21 protein-coding genes are annotated in these 18,837 nt (G+C 32.9%); 11 read left to right on the forward strand and 10 right to left on the reverse strand.

Annotation, left to right across the window (positions count from 1 at the left end; all coding sequences use genetic code 11):
* Position 1: 1 nt before the first annotated feature.
* Positions 2 to 901 (forward strand): EamA family transporter, encoded by a 900-nt coding sequence (locus tag VDP25_RS09135; RefSeq protein WP_334468984.1) that lies wholly within the window; start codon positions 2 to 4, stop codon positions 899 to 901.
* Here the strand turns inward: VDP25_RS09135 and VDP25_RS09140 are convergent.
* The 4 genes from VDP25_RS09140 to VDP25_RS09155 form a co-directional block, all read right to left on the reverse strand.
* Entirely contained in the window at positions 898 to 1,500 is a 603-nt protein-coding gene (locus tag VDP25_RS09140) for a hypothetical protein (RefSeq protein WP_334468987.1), read from the reverse strand. The genes VDP25_RS09135 and VDP25_RS09140 overlap by 4 nt on opposite strands.
* Positions 1,501 to 1,589: 89 nt before the next feature.
* The gene (locus tag VDP25_RS09145; protein ID WP_334468991.1) at positions 1,590 to 2,927 is read right to left on the reverse strand and encodes an exonuclease domain-containing protein; all 1,338 of its coding nucleotides are present in this window, start codon (positions 2,925 to 2,927) and stop codon (positions 1,590 to 1,592) included.
* Positions 2,928 to 3,039: 112 nt separating this feature from the next.
* Positions 3,040 to 3,780 (reverse strand): acyl-CoA desaturase, encoded by a 741-nt coding sequence (locus tag VDP25_RS09150; RefSeq protein WP_115816497.1) that lies wholly within the window; start codon positions 3,778 to 3,780, stop codon positions 3,040 to 3,042.
* A 64-nt stretch (positions 3,781 to 3,844) separates the two neighbouring features.
* The gene (locus VDP25_RS09155; protein ID WP_115816498.1) at positions 3,845 to 4,417 is read right to left on the reverse strand and encodes a Crp/Fnr family transcriptional regulator; all 573 of its coding nucleotides are present in this window, start codon (positions 4,415 to 4,417) and stop codon (positions 3,845 to 3,847) included.
* 213 nt (positions 4,418 to 4,630) lie between these two features.
* Here VDP25_RS09155 and VDP25_RS09160 point away from each other — a divergent pair, with 213 nt between their 5' ends.
* Positions 4,631 to 4,831, forward strand: coding sequence for a CsbD family protein (locus VDP25_RS09160; RefSeq protein ID WP_215925594.1), 201 nt, complete (start codon positions 4,631 to 4,633; stop codon positions 4,829 to 4,831).
* Between the two features lie 77 nt (positions 4,832 to 4,908).
* Here VDP25_RS09160 and VDP25_RS09165 read toward each other — a convergent pair whose 3' ends face one another.
* The gene (locus tag VDP25_RS09165; RefSeq protein WP_334468998.1) at positions 4,909 to 5,874 is read right to left on the reverse strand and encodes a sugar phosphate isomerase/epimerase family protein; all 966 of its coding nucleotides are present in this window, start codon (positions 5,872 to 5,874) and stop codon (positions 4,909 to 4,911) included.
* A 213-nt stretch (positions 5,875 to 6,087) separates the two neighbouring features.
* Here VDP25_RS09165 and VDP25_RS09170 point away from each other — a divergent pair, with 213 nt between their 5' ends.
* From VDP25_RS09170 to VDP25_RS09180, 3 genes are all read left to right on the forward strand, one after another.
* Complete coding sequence (locus VDP25_RS09170; protein ID WP_262510799.1) at positions 6,088 to 6,222, forward strand: hypothetical protein; 135 nt, start codon at positions 6,088 to 6,090, stop codon at positions 6,220 to 6,222.
* Between the two features lie 39 nt (positions 6,223 to 6,261).
* Positions 6,262 to 6,639 carry a hypothetical protein gene (locus VDP25_RS09175; RefSeq protein WP_334469004.1) on the forward strand — a complete coding sequence of 126 codons (378 nt, stop codon included), beginning with the start codon at positions 6,262 to 6,264 and terminating at the stop codon, positions 6,637 to 6,639.
* Between the two features lie 217 nt (positions 6,640 to 6,856).
* Positions 6,857 to 7,306 (forward strand): pyridoxamine 5'-phosphate oxidase family protein, encoded by a 450-nt coding sequence (locus tag VDP25_RS09180; RefSeq protein ID WP_334469006.1) that lies wholly within the window; start codon positions 6,857 to 6,859, stop codon positions 7,304 to 7,306.
* Positions 7,307 to 7,482: 176 nt separating this feature from the next.
* Here the strand turns inward: VDP25_RS09180 and VDP25_RS09185 are convergent, their stop codons facing one another.
* Positions 7,483 to 8,004 (reverse strand): 5' nucleotidase, NT5C type, encoded by a 522-nt coding sequence (locus VDP25_RS09185; RefSeq protein WP_334469008.1) that lies wholly within the window; start codon positions 8,002 to 8,004, stop codon positions 7,483 to 7,485.
* A 775-nt stretch (positions 8,005 to 8,779) separates the two neighbouring features.
* Between VDP25_RS09185 and VDP25_RS09190 the strand changes: the two genes are divergently transcribed.
* Both VDP25_RS09190 and VDP25_RS09195 read left to right on the forward strand, forming a co-directional pair.
* Positions 8,780 to 9,874, forward strand: a complete 1,095-nt coding sequence (locus tag VDP25_RS09190) for an alkene reductase (protein ID WP_334469011.1) — start codon at positions 8,780 to 8,782, stop codon at positions 9,872 to 9,874.
* A 618-nt stretch (positions 9,875 to 10,492) separates the two neighbouring features.
* Positions 10,493 to 10,894, forward strand: coding sequence for a VOC family protein (locus tag VDP25_RS09195; RefSeq protein WP_334469013.1), 402 nt, complete (start codon positions 10,493 to 10,495; stop codon positions 10,892 to 10,894).
* A 266-nt stretch (positions 10,895 to 11,160) separates the two neighbouring features.
* Here VDP25_RS09195 and VDP25_RS09200 read toward each other — a convergent pair whose 3' ends face one another.
* Positions 11,161 to 11,547, reverse strand: a complete 387-nt coding sequence (locus tag VDP25_RS09200) for an arsenate reductase family protein (protein WP_334469016.1) — start codon at positions 11,545 to 11,547, stop codon at positions 11,161 to 11,163.
* A 1-nt stretch (position 11,548) separates the two neighbouring features.
* Complete coding sequence (hpf, locus tag VDP25_RS09205; RefSeq protein ID WP_334469019.1) at positions 11,549 to 11,860, reverse strand: ribosome hibernation-promoting factor, HPF/YfiA family; 312 nt, start codon at positions 11,858 to 11,860, stop codon at positions 11,549 to 11,551.
* Positions 11,861 to 12,820: 960 nt separating this feature from the next.
* On the opposite strand from hpf, the gene VDP25_RS09210 reads away from it, so the two are divergent.
* Positions 12,821 to 13,246: a hypothetical protein gene (locus VDP25_RS09210; protein WP_334469021.1), complete on the forward strand. Its 426-nt coding sequence runs from the start codon at positions 12,821 to 12,823 to the stop codon at positions 13,244 to 13,246.
* A gap of 63 nt (positions 13,247 to 13,309) precedes the next feature.
* Here VDP25_RS09210 and VDP25_RS09215 read toward each other — a convergent pair whose 3' ends face one another.
* Together VDP25_RS09215 and VDP25_RS09220 are read right to left on the reverse strand one after the other, a co-directional pair.
* Complete coding sequence (locus VDP25_RS09215) at positions 13,310 to 14,209, reverse strand: EamA family transporter (RefSeq protein ID WP_334469024.1); 900 nt, start codon at positions 14,207 to 14,209, stop codon at positions 13,310 to 13,312.
* A 104-nt stretch (positions 14,210 to 14,313) separates the two neighbouring features.
* Complete coding sequence (locus tag VDP25_RS09220; RefSeq protein WP_334469026.1) at positions 14,314 to 15,051, reverse strand: NUDIX hydrolase; 738 nt, start codon at positions 15,049 to 15,051, stop codon at positions 14,314 to 14,316.
* Positions 15,052 to 15,288: 237 nt separating this feature from the next.
* Here VDP25_RS09220 and VDP25_RS09225 point away from each other — a divergent pair, with 237 nt between their 5' ends.
* The 3 genes from VDP25_RS09225 to VDP25_RS09235 are packed head-to-tail and all read left to right on the forward strand — an operon-like array spanning position 15,289 to position 18,836.
* Positions 15,289 to 16,182 (forward strand): hypothetical protein, encoded by an 894-nt coding sequence (locus VDP25_RS09225; protein WP_334469029.1) that lies wholly within the window; start codon positions 15,289 to 15,291, stop codon positions 16,180 to 16,182.
* Positions 16,183 to 16,222: 40 nt separating this feature from the next.
* Positions 16,223 to 17,284 carry a substrate-binding domain-containing protein gene (locus tag VDP25_RS09230; RefSeq protein ID WP_215925604.1) on the forward strand — a complete coding sequence of 354 codons (1,062 nt, stop codon included), beginning with the start codon at positions 16,223 to 16,225 and terminating at the stop codon, positions 17,282 to 17,284.
* A 19-nt stretch (positions 17,285 to 17,303) separates the two neighbouring features.
* On the forward strand, positions 17,304 to 18,836 hold the full coding sequence (locus VDP25_RS09235; RefSeq protein ID WP_334469035.1) for a sugar ABC transporter ATP-binding protein: 1,533 nt from the start codon (positions 17,304 to 17,306) through the stop codon (positions 18,834 to 18,836).
* The last annotated feature ends 1 nt before the right edge of the window (position 18,837 follow it).

Here is an 18,837-nt window from a genome sequence, read left to right on the forward strand (position 1 = left end):
CATGCCTAAACCTAGCTCTAAATCTTTAATTATTATAGCGTTTATTGCTATTTACATTATTTGGGGTTCTACCTATTTGCTAAATAAAATTTCTGTAACAGAATTACCTCCTTTATTTCTAGCTGCTGTACGCTTTTCTGTTGCGAGTATCTTAATTTTTGGTATCGCTAAAGTCTTAAAGTTTAGTCTTAAAATCACGAAAAAACAGTTCCTAAATTCAGCGCTTGTTGGCTTTTTGTTTTTGGTGTATGGTAATGGTGTTTTTGTATGGGCTTTAAAATATGTTGATAGTGGGTTTGGTGCGTTATTAGCCGCTACCCAACCACTGTTTGTGTTATTATTAATGCGATTAATAGATCATAAAAAAATGAGACCAAAATCCTTAATAGGAGTTGGTCTTGGTATTCTTGGCATGTATTTACTAGTGAGTCAAAAAGAACTGGTAACAAACGAAGAAACCCTATTAGGTATTTTTATGATTTTTACTTGTGTTTTAAGTTGGAGTTATGGCAGTGTATATGTCGCCAAAGCAGACGTGCCTAAAAATTATTTTGTAAGTACAGGCTACCAAATGGGCATTGCTAGTATTATGTTAGCTTGCGGAAGTCTAACCTTGGGAGAGGATTGGACTTCTCCATTAGTTTGGAGTCCTAAAGTGCAACTCGCGATGTTGGCTCTTATTACATTTGGAAGTATTGCTGCTTTTACGGCTTTTAATTACCTATTAAAACAAGTCTCTACAGAAAAAGTGGCAACTTCAGCTTATATAAATCCTATTGTCGCTATGATTTTAGGATGGTATGTTTTAGATGAAACCTTGAGTACACAATCTATAGTTGCTGCTGTAGTATTACTTACAGGTGTTTATTTTATTACAACTAGAAAGAAAGATATTGTTTAGAAATTGCAGAGATCTTCTTTTATATTGATGCTATTTAGTTTTTCCCATACGCGCTCAGTATAAGCTTTGCTTGAAATTTTAAATATGATGATGGATTTTCCTGTGGTATCGCAATGCTCTTGTTGACCTAATATATAAACTGTTGTTAGTTTGCCAGTATGAAAGCCATCAAAAAAAAACATTTTCCCTTTAAAAATGAATCCGTTTTCTGTTGTTTCAGGCTCAAAGAATTCTACTTTTGGTTCAGGAAACTCATTAGCCCAATGATTAGGTTTCATTAATCCATCGAAATAATGTGTAAAATTAAATTGTAGTTCATAAAGAGGTAGCTCTGTCTCGGTTTTTACATTCCAAGACATCACAAGCGTCCAAAATTCTTCACTTGTTTTATCAGCCCAATTTGGTGCAAATCTCAGTTCCTCATAGCCTTCAATAGTTAATTTTGAAGCCCAATCTATCGGGAATTCTATAATCTCTTTTCCCCAAGTACTATCAACTCTTACAATACTTAATTCATCTGTGTTTTGGGCAATAGCTGTTGATGAAGCACCTAATAGAAACACTATTAGCAACATTACTTTTAAATCGAATTTTATCATAATTCATTTTCTTGGTACTAAAATTAATTAGCGCATTGGTATGCCGTATCAAAACCATGTCAAAATGGTGTGAAATGTTTCCTGAAATACTAGATTTCCATCAAACGTGATCGTAATATCTTCTGAATATCAATACTGTTTTTCTGTGGAATAAGGAAAGCGTTTAAATCATCAACATGGCTGATTTGTTCTTCCTTATCAATAAATCCGTAGCCTAAATATTCACCACCTTTTATCATTACAAAGGCTTCCTCATTACTGTGTCTGCCTTTTTCTCTCATAATAACATCTTCTTTTTGGTTAGACATAGCGTGTATGGCTTCTAAGACTCTATTATTATAAGCTTCTGTAGATTCTTCATTCCTACAAACCCCTTTACAGTTTGTGATACTATAATGCGAACACTCAGAGACAGATTCTTGTAAATGACAATATTTTGGACATAAGTTGTATTGTGCACAAAGCTTTTCCATGTATGTACGCACATCTCTTAGATTAAAAAGCGTAAGGATAGGATTTGGTGTCAGTCGTGCTTTATTACTGGCTAAATGTAGAATTCCATTTCGGTCTTCATAAGAAAAAATGGCAAAGGACTGAATGGTGCGCTTGGCGACTTTATTATACACAGGAAAGTGGTGCTTTATAGCAGCATCTTCCATGAGTAATGCTATTAATTCACTTCCAGAGTTTTCAAAATCGATATCGCGTATTTCTCTTACCATATCTTGTGCCTTTTTAGTCTTGCTATAAAAATGGCTGAGGACTCTTTTTTTGATGTTTATGGCCTTGCCTACATAAATGACTGTTCCTTTTTTGTCCTTAAAATAATAGATACCAGCCGTATCTGGCAAGGCTTCAAAAGTTTCTTTAGGTAGGTTAGGAGGTAAGGTCGCTTCTTTAGAATTCTTGTTTAAAAATTCTTTAAATACTTCGGTCGCTTCTGGTTGTTGTAGTAATAACTCAAATAGAATAACTGTAGCTTGTACATCACCTCTGGCTCTGTGTCTATTCTGTAGATCTATATTAAGCGCATTACATAGCTTTCCTAAACTGTAGGAACGATGGCCTGGCAATAGCTTTCTAGACAAACGCACTGTACATAGTTTCTTTCTGGTAAATTCTATACCAATACGTTCAAATTCTCCGCTAATCACTTTGTAATCAAAGTTAACGTTGTGGGCTACAAATATGGTACCTTCTGTAATATTAAGAATGTCTTGTGCTATATCTGCAAAACGTGGAGCATCAGCTACCATATGATCATCAATACCTGTAAGTGCTGTGATGTGCTGTGGAATGTAGGTTTCAGGATTTACCAATGATGTAAACTCATCAATTACAGTTTCACCATCGTATTTAAACACCGAAATTTCGGTCATACGATTGCTTTGCCCTGTAGTTTCAACATCAATAATAGTATACATCATGCTTGGTACTTGTACTTTTAGTACCCACAATTTACAATATGTATGTGAGAACTTTTATAGAACCAGCAAGATACTGCCTTTTAGTGGGGATTTGAAATCAAGATACAATCAACTATGCTTTTATCTTTATTGGTTTTAAACGAATAATACCAAAGGCATTAAGTAATTTTATAATTACATAAGTCATATCTATTTCATACCATTTTACACCAAAATTAGCTCTGCTCGCAAACTTATGGTGGTTGTTATGGTAGCCTTCGCCCATCATTAGAAAATCGAAACGAAATAAGTTTTTACTCGTGTTTTTCATCTTAAAATTGACATAGCCATAAATATGACCAAACCAATTAATAATCACGCCATGAATAGGTGCCATTAAAAAGGTTATTGGCAGTAATAGCCATTGCCACCAAGCGGTTACAAAAAGTGCAAAGAACAGCACATAGCTAGAAATCCATAAAAGTCTAGAAATACGAGAACTTGCAAAAGTATCGAAGCTTTTCCATTGTGGGACATTTTTGGTAAAGCGTTCATCTACTGCAATACGTTGTTTGTTTATATCTTGATATATGGTTTTTGTTTTCCACATCATAGCAAAAAGATTGGCATCATAAGATGGAGAATGCGGATCTTTTTCGGTGTCTGTATAAGCATGATGCATACGATGCATCACTCCGTAACCATAAGCACTTAAATAACTAGAACCTTGAAAAATCCATGTTAAAATAAAGGTGATACGTTCCATGGTTTTGGACATTGTAAACACTTGGTGTGCTGCGTAGCGATGTAAAAAGAACGACTGAAAGAATAAGCCTCCATACCAAAGTACCACTACAAAAATAACTATTGTCATAATGTTTTTTTACAAAGATAAATTGATAAGAAGCACCAAACAATGAACCTAAATCAATAAAACACTATACCAATCGTTTGCGAATTCGGCTTAACGCTTGTGGTGTTACACCAATATATGAGCTCACGTATTTTAAAGGAATGACTTTTAGAACTTCAGGTCGTTCTTTAAATAACTTAATGTAACGTTCTTCTGCTGTGAGGTTTAGTAGGTTCTGTTCGCGCTTAGACTTTATTAAAAACAGACGTTCTGCTGTTAGCCTACCAATAAGATTTCCAATCTGTGTGGTATTATAAACGTCTTGTAGATCGTTATAGTTAATACTTAAAATGGTTGTTTCTGTTAATGCTTGTAATTCATAAGCAGATGGCTGTTGGGTTAAAAACGAATCGTAAGCACTGATAAATTGGTCTTTAAAGCTAAAACCAAATGTAATTTCTTTTTCAGGATTATCTTTAGGAATAAACAAACGTACCACACCAGACTCTATAAAAGAGATGTGTTTTTCAATATCGTTACGTTTTAAAAAGATTGTTTTTTTAGGAATAACACGTCGTTCTAATTTAGACATAAAGTATTCCCAATCCGCATCAGATAATGTCGCAATTTGCTCTATATAAGCTTTAATTTGATCCACAAGTTTTGCATGTAATTATTGAAATGTAAAGATACATATTCTTCATTTCTTCACTAATATTTTAAGCAATACCAGCAGACTTATTACATATTTTTTTATTCGTGTTTGCATTAATATCTTAATGAATAGCGTTAAATAGTCCTTAGGATTTCAAGTAACTTTATGGTAGTAAATCATAGCGGTTTACGTTGATAACTTAAAACTATAGAAATTATGTCTAAACCATGGCAAGATAAAGTAAAAGGCAATTGGAATATTGCAAAAGGAAAATTGAAACAAAAATGGGGAGAACTTACTGATGATGATTTGGATTACCGTGAAGGTAAAGAAGATGAAGTCTTAGGAAGAATTCAGAAACGCACTGGCGAAACAAAAGAAAGCGTTAATGCGTTTTTGAATGATTTAAAGTTTTAGGCTCATATATTTGATTGATTATGTTGAGAATCCCGCAATTGCGGGATTTTTTTATGCTGATTACAGATCTATTCGTATTAAGCACTTTTCCATGTATCTTTTATAAACTGCAGATCTTTTTTCATATAATTAAACACTTCTTTTTTATCCATTGTGAGTTTGGAACGGCCTTTTTCGGCACCACCTAAATCGTATTCGAGGTGCAACGACACAGGTACATTAATTTTATAGGTTTTAAGTAGTGAAAAATAACGTTTAAAATCGACCATACCTTCGCCAAGTGGTACATTAATAGGTTGCCATTTACCGTCTTTAATTCCCCATTTAAAATCTTTAATTACTATAGAGTTAATCAATGGTTTTATGCGTTGTAAACCGAGTTCCCAACTGCCACCTCCTTCAACAACCGCATGTCTAATGTCGTATTGGCAACCTAGAAATTGGCCTTTTGTAGCTTCTAAAATGGGTAGTAAATCCCAAACAGGAGCACCAACATGTTTACCCGAATGGTTTTGATAACCACCTATTAGTCTTAGGTCCTTGTTTAGTAATTCTAGTTGCTCGGCTTGTTTGGCAAACTGTTTCTGACTTTCTTCTATAGATTGGGTTTCTGGATATTTTAACCAATCGGTTCGGTAGTGTGTAAAGCCTAATTGGCTTGCGGTTTTTAAAACATTAATGTTTACAAGATTATTCACATCCCAAACATTGGTAGACATTAGTTTTGGTTGAAGTCCATGGCTTTTCATAGCTTCTACAGCAATAGGTAAGTCTTGCTCAACGTTTTCTGGTAGTACGTGCCCTTTTCTTCTAACGGTAAGGTCTAAGCCATTAAAACCTAGGTTTGCTGCAGCATCTGACATGTTGTTATAATTAAGAAACTGTAAGTGTTTTGAGAATAAATGCACGTTGAGTCCTTTTTCTGACGTAGAACCTGTTGTTTTTAATCCATTTTGAAAAGAGAGTAGTGGTAGTGCTGCTAAACCTAGCGCTGATAATTTGGTGAAATCTCGTCGTGAATAGGTGTTGGAAGGCTTAGTCATCTTGTTGTGTGTTAGTTATAGAATTAAAGGTAGCCATTTTTATCTTCACTTGGCATTTGGAGGTCTTAATTTTCTAAGCGATCATTTAGTTTTTCTACTAGTTCTCTCTATTGTTTTTAGAGCACCTTTTAACAAAGACTTAACCTTGTTTTATTGTGCATTCGCAATCAAATGATTACCTTATAAATAATTAAAAATCAATAAAATAGAACAATGAGCGATAACAGAAAATTTAAAACAAAAGTAACTCAAACCAATCCTACAAATCCAACAGGTGGAACCGATATTAAGAATAGGAAATTTAATATTGATAAAAAATCTATTGATGAAAATCAAAGTAGAAGTTAAAAGTTTAACCATTATTAATTAAACAATACAATTTATATAATGAATACACAAAAAAAATTAGGGATATGGATGGATCATTCAACCGCAAATTTGATTGATTTAACCTCCAAGAAAAACAGTTACGCTATCGAATCAAAATTTACTTTCGATACAAAAGAAGATGCATTAAATAGAAGTGAAAGCCTTATGCATAACAAAAGACAGCAAATGCAAGGTGATTATTACAAAGACATTGCAGCTGTTATTTTAAACTATAATAAGGTGCTTTTATTTGGACCAACACATGCAAAAACAGAATTGTATAATTACTTAAATACCGATTTACATTTTAAGGATATTACTATTAAAGTAGAATCGGCAGATAAGATGACAAATAATGAGAAAGTTGCTTTTGTAGAAAACTATTTTAACAAGTAATTGTTAGGGTATTAATTACATAAGCGATTGCAAACAAGGCATAAGCACCAGTTCTATAGTGCACAAAAGTGTTGTGGAATAGGTGCTTTAAAAGCCTTAAATATTACAGGGTATAGCAAAAAAAACAGTGTTGTCAATGGCTTATTAAAGAGCGTTGACCTTTGTACTGACAAAGGTCTTAACACTATATTACTTATAAAACTAAATAAGAGAAATTATGATCAATAACTTAAATACTTCAGAAAAAGCCATAATACTTCATACTAATTATATTGGTGATTTAGGCTATTTAAATCATAATGAACTATCAATTGCACCAATTACCTATTTCTATAATGAAGACGAAAATAATATTACGTGTCATTTAAGTAATATGCATAAAATAAAAGCTTTACGAGAAAACAATAACGTGTCTTTATGTGTTTCTGCTATTAATTCTATTAATGATTGGCAATCAGTTTTAGTGCATGGCACTTTTAAAGAACACACAGGCAGTGGAGCTAAATCAATACTCCACAATATGTATTTAGGTGTACAGAAACTTATGAGAAATAAGAATGAAAGCCAATTAGACTTTATTAATCAGTTTTCTAATAAGGTGAATGATAACGATATTCCTATTATATTTACTATTGAAATTGATGCTATTACGGGTACACGTAATTGAAAGTTATAGTCTGTGGAACCTAATAATTGCGTTTAATTTTCGCTCTTTAATATCTTTTTACTAATTGTAGGAATTTACCATAGCTCACCCGACGCATACCCGACGCATACCCGAAGGAGACCCGACGGAGCTCTGGATGAGACCCGAATAAGCACTTTTAGATCTATTATCCGTTTTTACAACAAGCGTTCTGCGATTTCTAACCAGTTAGATACTCTTGTGTAGCCTGTGTCATTGACGTTATGAGGCGAATTGTAAAGCAAAGTATCTCCTTCAAATTTTTCTAAGTTGTAGGTTCTGTCGTCTATTAATAAATCTCCGTTTAAAATAAACTTATCTCCGCACATTATACGATGTTGCCATGTTACAAACGGCATGTGCTCGTCTAACCATTCGCTTTTTTCTAATAAGGAATTAGGAAACTGTGTGGCTGCCGTTGCAATGTACACTTCATGTTTGTTGTATAAGGCTTCCATAACTTGTATGGCATCTTTAAACGGTTTTAAGTTTCTGAAAAAGCCTGGCTGTAAAGCGTGATCTTTTATGCTTTTTTTGTGTATTTCTGGAACGTTATGCCATATTTCACCTGAGGTGATTTGGTTGATATGTAAGTCTTGTTGATGCTCCTTGTTATATAATTCTATGTGCTTACCGTAAGTGTCGGCTAACACATCGTCCATGTCTACAAATATTGTCATTGGGTTGTTTTTTTGCGAAGTTCTTGATTATGGATTGAAATGCCAAGACGAGGTGGTTTATTTAATATTTATTTAATGTTTTGGGTGTTTGGTCTTGCTTAGATACTTCATATTGATGGATTAAAATGATATATTAAAATGTGTAATATTCTATATGTTCATTTTGTCTTGACACAAACTGCGAAGCATATCATGAGTTCCAAAATAAACAATAGATTTATACGAATAAACGAACCAAAAAGTACTCAATCTTCTATTTTAATACATTTGATTACGTGAATCTTCGATTTCAAAACGATTTGTTAGGAAATTACTCATAAAATTTTATTGTTTTAAGTTTGAATTCGTGAATGCTATCGCATTTGTCTGCGCGCCATTCGCTAATACATTAATAATATGAGGTTTTTATAGAACTAATATTTTCAATACTTGATAGGATAAATTAACTTTATTCTTAGCTCATTATTTCTGAAAATCGTTGCTTCCGACGCTGTCGGAATTTGGGTGTTGATTGTTTGCTTTGGTTTAGACTTCTTTTCTTTGATCTTGGAGTACTTTATTTGAAATATTTCTGTTCTCGATACATCCCAACTAAAAAGTCGGACACTAGAACTGACGTTGGGTTGGGTGTGTTTGGTTTAGTATTCCTATTATTCTTTAAGATCTGTTAAGTCATTTATAGGAAAGGTTAAATCTATCTTAATTGCTATCTATCCGCTAAATTGGTGTTTGAAAATCGTAACTTTATACTTCAAATTAATACGAAAAAAACACCATGAATACACAACCCTTATTAACACCCTATCATAAAAATATTACTTTAAAAAACCGTGTTGTTATGGCACCTATGACACGTAGTCGTGCAGATAATAAGGAAAAAGTTGCTACAGACGATTTACAAGGTTTATATTACGAACAGCGTGCTTCGGCAGGTTTAATTATTACCGAAGGTTCTCAGGTTTCTAAGGAAGCTGTGGGCTATATTAATACTCCTGGTATTCACTCTAAAGCGCAAGTGGAAGGGTGGAAAACGGTCACCAAACGTGTACACGCCAAAGGTGGTACTATTTTTATTCAGTTATGGCATGTTGGTCGTATTTCGCATCCCGATTTTCATGATGGTGCCTTGCCAGTATCTGCGTCTGCTATCAATCCGAATGCCCAGTCTTTTACTCCAAATGGTTTTAAAGATACCGTAACTCCAAAAGCGATGACGGCTGGAGATATTAAACGAACCGTTAACGATTTTAAAAATGCGGCTGCTAATGCTGTGGAAGCTGGCTTTGATGGTATTGAGTTGCATTCGTCAAATGGGTATTTGTTTCAGCAGTTTTTTAATGGCTGTTCTAACACTAGAACGGATGCGTATGGTGGCTCTATTGAAAACAGAGCGCGTTTCTTTTTTGAAGTTTTAGACGCTATGAAAACCGTGATTCCACAAGAAAAAATTGGAGTACGTTTTAATCCGTCGTTACATGGGCTGTTTGGTATTACGGTAGATGAAGAGACCATTCCGACATTTGAATATATTATTAAAAAACTGAATGACTATAATTTGGCTTATGTGCATTTGTCAGAACCGTTTACCGATGTTTCTGAGGTGCCGTTTGCTGTGACTGATATTGCTAAGCATTTTCGTCCGTTGTATAATGGAACACTGATGATTAATACTAATTTTGATCAGGAAAAAGGGAATAAGGTGCTTGCTGATGGAGATGCGGATTTAGTGGCTTATGGTAAGCCTTTTGTTTCTAATCCGGATTTAGTGGAACGTTTTGAGAAGCATTTAGCATTAACGGAATGGGATAAGGATACGTTTTATACTCCTGGAAAAAAAGGGTATACAGATTATCCTTTTGCTGCTGAGTAATTTTGGTCTCTTTTGATATTAGAATTGGCATTGTAGGGCTTTTGTTTTGCGATGCCTTTTTATTTGTTCATTTTAGTTCACTAGGTTTCTATTTTATTAAATTGGTGTTCATGAATGCTATCGCATTTGTCTTGATGCAAACTGCAGGGCGCATTATGAGATTCATAGACGAATAAACGAACCAAAAAATATTAAGAATTAGTTATTGTTTAATTCATGAATGCTATTGTAGCATTTTTGGAGTTTTATATGTTCATTTTGTCTTGACACAAAACGAACCAAAAAGTCAAAACGATTTGTTAGGAAATTACTCATAAATTTTTATTGTTTTAAGTTTGAATTCGTGAATGCTATCGCATTTGTCTGCGCGCCATTCGCCAATACATTAATAATTTGAGGTTTTTATAGACCTATATTTTCAATACTTGATAGGATAAATTAACTTTATTCTTTGCTCATTATTTCTAAAAATCGTTGCTTCCGACGTTGTCGGCATTTGGGTGTTGATGGTTTATTTTGATTTCCATTAGTATTTCTATCATATGCGACAATTGATTTAACCGTTTGATTGTAAATTGGATGTATCTATAATGAAGTTTAATTTAAAAACAAAACCTTATGAAAGTACAACCATATTTAGCCTTTAAAGGCGATTGTAAAAACGCATTAGAATTCTATAAATCTGTTTTAGGTGGAAGCATTCAAAACGAACAAACCTATAACGATGTTAAAATTGATATTCCTGCTAACTATAGAGACAAATTACAGCATGCAGAATTGAAAGGAAAAGGATTTCATATTATGGCTTATGATGCCTCACCAGATACACCATTAACCAATGGTACTAATATTAATATGAGTATTGATTTGGATTCTAAGGAAGATGCAGTATCTATCTTTAATCAGTTGAGTGCACAAGGAACTGTACATACACCATTTCAAGAAATGTCTTGGGATGCTTTTTATGGTAGGTGTTCTGACCAATACAATGTGAGCTGGATGGTGAATTATAAAAAGTAATATACTATTGGGGTGAAAACGTTGATCATAATCGCGTTTACAGACAAAAAGCACAGTGTAAAAGCTGTGCTTTTTTTGATAAAGAAATGTTTTAAGATTACCTTATAATCTATTAATAACGAGCTTATGATCTTTCATGTTTCAATTGTTTAGATTTATTTTTATCCTGAATACGTTCACTTTAAATCATATAAAAAAAAGCAACGCTTTGAAACGTTGCTACACTAATTGTTTATAGTTTTAGTAAGTCTTTAATTGACGCGATACTATGTTTTATCTATTGCCGCACTGTCAGGATCTAAAAACTCTAACACTTTAGATGGATTTTTAATCTGCTCTGCTTTATCGGTTGTAAATACAATCGCTCCATTTAAAGCATCTGGGTTTTCACGAAGGATTTTGATACAATCGTCGTCACTAAAGCTTTCTATTGCACCTTCAATTTTTTCGGAATTGATTAACGAATTCAGACTTTTGTTGAGTCGTGTAGATACTTCTGCCCACTGTGTTCCTGTTAATTTCTGATTGGATATATCGATTGGTGAAAGGCTTTTTTCTGAAGCACTTAAATAACCAAACGTTTGTTTATCTCTTTTGTCATTGGTATTATAAATAATTGTAATTTCTTTTTTATCGTCGCTTATCACTCCCATTTTAATATGTTTTAACTTGTTCTTTTCGTTTTTGTAATTGTTTTTTTAGTTCATTAATACTTTCTGAAACAGCATCTTGAAAGGTGTCGTGTGAAGCTTCTGCAAATAGGCGAGGACCTGGTGCGCTTAATCTAATACCGCATTTCTTTCCTGTTTCGTCTGAACTTGTGTTTTCAGTTTTAAAAAATACATCTGCTCGATGTACAAAATCGAATCGTGTAAAAATGGTTTCTAGTTTTTCTTTTGTGAAATTTTCTAAAGTATCGCTAGCGTTAATATCATGATATTCGAAAATGATTGTGTTATTATCCATAATTTTTTTGTTTTTAAGGTTATAGTTAAAATTAAAGCTAATGCTAGTGTTTGCTTAACTTATATGCGATAAATGTTCGCTTGTTTGGTTTGGGACTGTTTTTTTTAAATTATAAGTGTAATTATTACGAAAAGTTGATTGGTTACCTTACTCTTTTTATATGTTCATTTTGTCTTGACACAAAACGAACCAAAAAGTCAAAACGATTTGTTAGGAAATTACTTCGTATCATTCGCTGATGCATTAATATTTTGAGGTCTTTATAAAATTTATATTTTCTGTACTAGATTTTGGAAATTAACGTTGTTTTTAGCTCACTATTTCTGAAAATCGTTGCTTCCGACGCTGTCGGAATTTGGGGGTTGAGTTTTTGCTATTGGTTTGTTTGCTTTTAAAAATTTAAGCTCATTTATTACTTAAAATTTAATTATGTGGATTGTCTCCTTGAGGATTAGTGAAAAGCAAAATATATTTTGTTTTGAAACTACCGAGCGAAGCTCTTAGTGGTTTTTTTTTAGTTTTGTATCATATGAATACTTAAGTTTTTAAGGCTTTATGTTGATTGGTTACCTTACTCTTTTTATATGTTCATTTTAGTTCACTAGGTTTTTATTTTATTGAATTAGTGTTCATGAATGCTTTCGCATTTGTCCTGACACAAACTGCGAAGCATATCATGAGTTCCAAAATAAATAATAGATTTATACGAATAAACGAACCAAAAAGTACTCAATCTTCTATTTTAATACATTTGATTACGTGAATCTTCGATTTCAAAACGATTTATTAGGAAATTGCAAGCATCATTCGCAGTTGCATTAATATTTTGAGGTTTTTATAAGATCTAAATTTCGAATACAAGTTATATACTCAATAACAATATTAAAAAATACCTAATACAGGGTATTGATTTATATAAATACGGTTTTTATATTTGAGAAAACAATCAATTATTTAATTATGAGGTACTTAATAATAATTTTACTTTGCTTAGTAACTGATTTTCAAGGACAGTTAACAACTTATGATTTTGAATATTTAAAACAAACAGATAGTAAATCAAACTCTTTATTTGGAACTTGGTTATTAATGAGTGACAAATGTTCAGACCTAAATGGCAATCCATATTATTTTAAATTTAATTCAGATGGTACAGGAGAGGTTAATTCTAATAATTGTAATAAAATTTGTACAGATAGTAATTTTATTGCAAAAATAACCTACACATTTACTGATAACACAATAGACTTTAAATATGATCATAAAAATGGATCTACCTGCAAACTATCAACGGATATTCCTTGGGAAATGCACATAAGTAGTTATACAATTTCTAATAATATATTAAGCATAGGTGGTGCAAATTTTAAAAGGAAAGAAGATTAATTGATTTTATACGTACCTAAACCTTAAAGTCATAAATATACGGAGTGTCTGGCAGGCATTTGGCTAAGAATATAATATCAAACCAACACCAATTAAAATCCCTGCTAAAGGAACTAATTTTTTGCGCTTATTATGCTCTTTAAAGACTAAACCACCAACAACTACAGCTATTAATATTTGACTTCGTTTAATGGCTGACAATAGCATAATTAAGGCATCAGGATCTTGCAACGCTTTAAAATAGAAGTAATCTGCGGCTTGCAATAAAATACCAACAGCGATAATGGACCAACGGAATTTAAAAGCTTTTCGTTTTTCGGCATAGGGAAACCATGTGATGCTTAGAATGACGAGTAAAATAAGTATGGTGTATAGACAAAACCAGAATTGAAGGGTTTGTGGGTTAAGGCTTAGGTTTTGGATTAAGAATTTATCGTATAAACCACTAGAAGCGCCTAAAAACGTCGCACCAATAATAGCAAAGATCCATTTGTTGCGCTTAAAATTAATGCCTTCTTTCTTTCCAATTTTGGAGTAAAGCATGACAGAGAATATAATGAGGAAAAAGCCAAGCCATTGTAAAGTGTTTGGTTTTTCTTGGTAGATTAAAATCGCACCAATAAAGGTGAAAAACGGTCCTGCGGAACGAATAGGAGTGACAATAGTAATGGGTAAATGCTTCAACGCTTGGTAAGCTAATATCCAAGAACTTGCCATAATTACTGATTTTATAAAGATAAAACCATGAGTTTGCCACGAAATCTTTTGAAAATTATAACCGTGATCAAGTGCGTAATCTGGATAAAAAACAGACAAACCATAAAACGCCGCTATAAATAAAAACCCACTTGAAACTGTACCTAAAAGCACAGGAAATACTTCGTTTCCTTGTACGGCATGTTTTTTACATAAGTTGTGTAATCCTAAGAAAAGAGCAGCTAATAAACCAAGATACATCCACATAATGGGTGCGAAGATAGTATTTAGTTTTATTTAAAGACTTCTAATGATACTGCTTTTTTGTTAGGCTTAATTACTTTGAGCTTTCTGAATATATTAGCCAAATACTAAATGCTGATTAAATAGTTTTTTTGAAATATTTTATCGTAAACATCTTTGCTAAACATATAAAGTTGTGCGGGTTTTTTAGAAACACCCACTTGCTTTTCATCTAAGGGAATGATGTACTTTTTATTAATTAACTTTCTCCTAAAATTACGATTATCTATTTCTATACCTAATATAGATTGATACGCGTCTTGTACCTCGTTAATTGTGAATTTATCGGGTAACAATTCAAAAATAATAGGTTCAGCTAAACATTTTATTTTTAAATCTTCGTAAGCTTCTTTTATAATTTGTTTGTGATCAAAACCTAGCTCTGGTAAATCACCTACTGGAAACCATTTCGCTTTAGAAACATTATCTGTAACCTCTACATCTTCAGTTTTTAATAAAAAGTAATATGCTATTGTAATGGTTCTTAAGTTAAATTTCTGACTTTCAATCCATATTAAGTCTTTAGGGTTGGTTAATCGGTCTGGATCTCCAAAGGCTTTAAATTGTTTTTTGTATAAATTATTTAACCCAGTAAGCTCTTTAAGTACACGTTCCGCTGCCTTATCTAGTGTTTCATCTTCAAAAACATGATATCCGGTAAGGACATAATCATTGACTAGTACATCCTTTTTATCTTCAGATTCTAGATAACGCTTAATTAATAAAACGTTGAGCGATTTGGTAATAATATCATACCCAAATACAACACAATCAACAGATAAATTAGAGATTAATTCAGACTTCATAAGCAAAATTAGATAATAATTAGTATTAAAACATATTAATAAACGTCATTTTGACATCTTTTAGGTTTTTCTTTAAAACCTTTTGTTTACAGGCTTAAAATATCAATATAGCATATTTTAAAGCTAAAATAACACATTTTTTTTAAGTGAAATAGGAAAAGATATAAAAATAATTTATACATTTGAAAAATAAACGTAATAATGACGTTTAATAAAAGTAACTTATAAACTATAAAGATGGCAACGTACAAAACACTCTATTTCGTAAGGTTTGTTTTTAGAAGCATCACTTCTAAACATTTTGAGTTTCAAAACGTTAAACTACCTAAGGCTACGACAAGTATCTGCGTAATTATTCTTATTTTTATTGCACAAGGCAGGGCCTTTGCTCAAGAGGCTAAAGAGGATTATACTCCTTTTGTGGTTCATGGCCATATAAAAAACATGCATACATGGCATGGCTTTTTAGTGCATCCTGGAGCTGTGTTTGCTACCAGTTTGGAATATAATTCTCGAAACACAAAGTTTACATTTGGTGTTTGGGGTGGTGCTAGTTTTTCTAGCATTGATGTAGAAAATTATAACACAGGTGAATTAACAAGCGCCAACTATAAAGAGTTTTCTATATATACTAAGTACAAATTTAACGAACGCTTTTTTGTAGAAGCGGTTTCTCATAATAATTACACAGGAGTAGAGGAGCGCGGAGATAAATTACACTATTGGAGTTACGATAAAACACAAGGTTACAATTTTGTTGATCTTAATTTTGGTTACAATGTCACACCTAAGACCTTATTGTATTTTGCTACAATATTAGGAGGTGGTTCTGGGGATTATGAAGTACAAGCGGATGGCACTTTAAAAAACTCATGGACTCATTATTTTGAAGTTAAGCATAAAGTTTGGGAAAAAGACGCGACTAGCTTATCGTTATTTACAGGAGGGGCTTGGTCTTTTATTACAGATAAAACCTTTTATACAGCTGGAGTTGGAAACATTATTAATGTAGGTGCTACACTTAATAAGGAGCTTAAAATTGGTAATTACAGCGTTCCTGTAGAAGTTATGGCTATGTGGAATCCGGAACAGGAGAGAACCGTACTACAGCTAGATATAAGACTTTTTTAAATTGAGACAAAACACGATTTAACTACTAAATAATAAGACTATGAACTTTAAACACCTTGCTACCGTTTTCAATTACCGTATAGGGATTATTGCCCTTATCTTAGGTATTAATTTAATGAGTTGTGTAGAAGAATTAAACACTGTACAAGCTAACACTAATAATAGTGATGCTGCTGGAGAACTCATAGAAAGTAAAATAGACCTTACAGGAAAAAAAATAGGTTATTGTACTCCTTCGTTAAATGCTCCGTATTACCAGGCTTTGTTTCAAAGTATAAAAAGTACAACTGAAGCAAATGGCATGCAGTTTTTATCAGCAGATGGTCAAAATGACATTACAAAACAAGTCGCCGCAGTTGAGGATTTAATTACAAAAGGTATTGATGTTTTATTATTAAACCCTTTAGATCCGGATGCCTTAGTTGGAGCAACCAAAGCTGCAAAAGTAGCAAATATCCCTGTGTTTATTATTGATAGCGCTATTAATCCTTCTGCAGATTTTGTGACCATTATACAGTCTAATAATCTAGCAAATGGTGAGTTAGCAGGAGAATGGCTGGCTAAAAAATTTGGAAGATCCAATATGAATATTGCATTATTGAGCGGAAATGCAGGTAATCCTGTTGGCCGTACACGTAAACAAGGTTTATTGCAAGGCATTACTGAAGAACAGTTGAGAAGTTTAGGTTATATTAATCTTAATATAAAAACACAAGCCTATACCAATTGGTCGTATGCCGGAGGATTAAAAGCTATGGAAGACATATTAGTAGCACATCCAGATATTAATGTAGTAATTACAGAATCTGATGTCTGCGTATTAGGTGCCATTAAAGCAATTGCACAAGCTGGTAAAACCGATGATATTTTAATTGTAGCGGCAGCAGATGGCCAAAAAGAAGCTATAAAATACATCATGGAAACAGATTTTTATGGATGTACAGCAATGAATAGTCCTGTGCAAATAGGAAGAAAAGCAATTAAACATGCGGTGGAATATTTAAACGGTAAGCGAGAATTTTCTAAAACTACATATACACCACCTTTGCTTATTACCAAAGAAAATGCTGCCAAGTATTATAACCCGAACGCCTTGTTTTAACATTAATACCTGAGCAAATATGAAAGATACAGCGAACAATTACCGATTAGAAATGACTGGAATTGAAAAAAGTTTTGGTTTAGTTTCAGTATTAAAAGGAGTTAATTTAAAGGTAAAGCCAGGTGAAATACACGCATTGCTTGGAGAAAATGGAGCAGGAAAGTCTACCCTAATAAAGATATTAAGTGGTGTTCATCAAAAAGATGCAGGTAACGTGCTTTTGGATGGTGAAACTATACAACCCAAAAATACACACGAAGGCCAAATGTTAGGCATTAATGTGGTATATCAGGAGTTGTCTTTAGTTAATGATTTGTCAGTTGCTGAAAATATTTATTTGCACAAACTAGGTGCTAATAAAGTTTGGATGAATTGGAAAAAGCTTATCTCTGAAGCTAAAGCGCTAGTAGATTCTTTAGGATTTTCAATAGATGTCACTGCTAAAGTGAGAAATTTAAGTATCGTTCAAAAACAAGTGGTAGAAATTGCTAAAGCTATCGCTGAAGACACAAAGGTTTTAGTATTAGATGAACCTACAACCGTTTTTGATCCTAATGACATTAAGAAGTTATTCAACAATCTAAGACGTTTAAAACAAGATGGAGTTTCTATCATATATATATCACATCATCTGGATGAAATATTTGAAATAGCAGATACCATTACGGTTTTAAGAGATGGAGTAGATACAGGTAGTGTAGCAGTTTCTGAGACCAATACGGATGCAGTAATTCATTTAATGATTGGTAGAGCCTTAGAAGATTTATACCCAACACGTACCATAGAAATAGGAAAAAAACCAGTGCTCGTTGTTAAAAATTTAGAAGGCAAACGAGGCATTGTAAAAGATGTGTCTTTTTCGGTACATGCAGGAGAAGTTTTAGGCATTGCAGGTTTGGGAGGAAGTGGTAGAACCGAAACAGGAAAATTAATTTTTGGTGCCCATAGAAAGAAGTCAGGCATTATCACTTTAAATGGAGTTGAAATACACGCTAAGAGCCCTGTTGATGCTGTAGGATATCAAATTGGATTTGTATCTGAAGATCGAAAAGAAGAAGGCGTCTTTTTACCTTTATCAATTCGTAGAAATATTAGTGTTACAAATTTTGACTCTATATCAAGCAAACTCGGTTTTATAAACACTAAAGATGAATACAAAAATATTTTAGACCTCATACAACGCTTAAATATTAAAACACCTCATTCTGAAGTTGATGTTAAGAATTTAAGTGGAGGAAATCAACAAAAAGTCGCCTTAGCCAAATGGTTAAGTATAGACAGTAAAGTTATCATTATAGATGAGCCTACACGAGGAGTAGATGTAGGTGCTAAAATTGAAATATACAACCTCATTAATGAAGTCGCTAAAAAAGGAGTTGCTGTTGTAGTCATCTCTTCAGATATGCCTGAGATTATGGGAATATCAGACCGTATTTTAGTCATGCATGAAGGTCGTAATTATGGTGAACTTTCTAAAAAAGAATTCTCAGAAGAAAATATTTTACGCTATGCCATTGGCAAACCTCTAAAACAAGAAACATTAATCTCTTAAA

Origin of the sequence: Winogradskyella sp. ECml5-4 (genome assembly GCF_036903175.1) — a bacterium.
In the GTDB taxonomy this organism is placed as follows: Bacteria; Bacteroidota; Bacteroidia; order Flavobacteriales; family Flavobacteriaceae; genus Winogradskyella; species Winogradskyella damuponensis.